A 1,207-nucleotide genomic window follows, 5' to 3' on the forward strand; every position below is an offset into this window, starting at 1 on the left:
GGCGACAAAGTAACTGCACAAACTATACAGAAATACATCCAATATCAAAGAGCAGAAGAAGACAGACGCCAGTTAAAACTTGACTTTTAAGATACCCCGCAGCTTGCTGCGGGGAGTATGTCATTGAAATTCCTGTACATTAAATTATATCAGATTTTTTAAAGTAATTCAAGATTTTTTTTGTCGGGTTATTTTTTATGTCTATCCAGACAATCCCCCACACTTTTTTTTCTTTCTTAAACCAAGTCATCTGTCGTTTTGCATACTGACGTGTATGTTGTTTAATTAGTTGTATTGCTTCTGCTTTAGAATATCTGCCATCAAGATAGCCAATAATTTCTTGATACCCAATTGTTAACTGCAGAATCGGATTTTTGGATGAGTATTTTTTTACTAGTTTTTTAGTTTCATCAATCAAGCCATTATAGATCATTTGTTCTACGCGGCTATTTACACACTTGTGTAAGTTTTGTCGCGGTGTTTTAAGTCCAAAAATTAAGAAATTGTAGTCGGCGTTTAAACGCCGACTACTACATATCTCTTTTTTTAATTCTGAAACTTTTTTACCTGTTAGAAAATATATTTCCAGTGCCCGTAAAACCCGTACTGGATTTTTTTTATCAATGATTTCGGCAGTCTCAGGATCCAATTTTTCTAATTGCTTACATAAATAATTCAGCCCTTTTCTTTTATATGTCTTTCTCAATTCCAATCTTAATTTTTTATCTGTTTTTGGAACTTTTATCAACCCATCAATAAGTGCCTTAATATAAAATCCTGTTCCACCGACTATTATAGGCTGTTTCCTAGACTTAAAAATTTGTTTAATTTTTTTGTTTGCTAACCTTACAAAATCGCCTGCAGTAAACTGCTCTGTTGGTTCTACAATGTTTATTAAATGATGTGGCACTTCAGAAAGTTGTTTTCTGGTAGGCTTGTTCGTGCCGATATTAAAATATTTATAGACCTGTCTGGAGTCTGCGGAAATAATTTCACCGTTTATTTTTTTTGCTAATTTGATTGCCAATTCTGTTTTCCCTGTTGCAGTAGGTCCTGTAATCACAATCACATTTTTCATAGTTTTATTTAAATGTCGCCGAATACCCCGCAGCTTGCTGCGGGGATGAAGGCGACCGACAAATTTTGCCAAATTTTGTATAATGTAATATGTGGAGCTAAGACGAGCAAGTCACGCTGTATATGAACT

At 34.3% G+C, this 1,207-nt stretch carries 1 protein-coding gene; it reads right to left on the reverse strand.

Features of this window, described 5'->3' with window-relative positions:
* Positions 1–139: 139 nt before the first annotated feature.
* Positions 140–1,078 carry a tRNA (adenosine(37)-N6)-dimethylallyltransferase MiaA gene (gene miaA, locus AB1349_14500; protein MEW6558536.1) on the reverse strand — a complete coding sequence of 313 codons (939 nt, stop codon included), beginning with the start codon at positions 1,076–1,078 and terminating at the stop codon, positions 140–142.
* Positions 1,079–1,207: the final 129 nt, after the last annotated feature.

The sequence above is a fragment of the Elusimicrobiota bacterium genome, assembly GCA_040757695.1.
Classification (GTDB): domain Bacteria; phylum Elusimicrobiota; class UBA8919; order UBA8919; family UBA8919; genus JBFLWK01.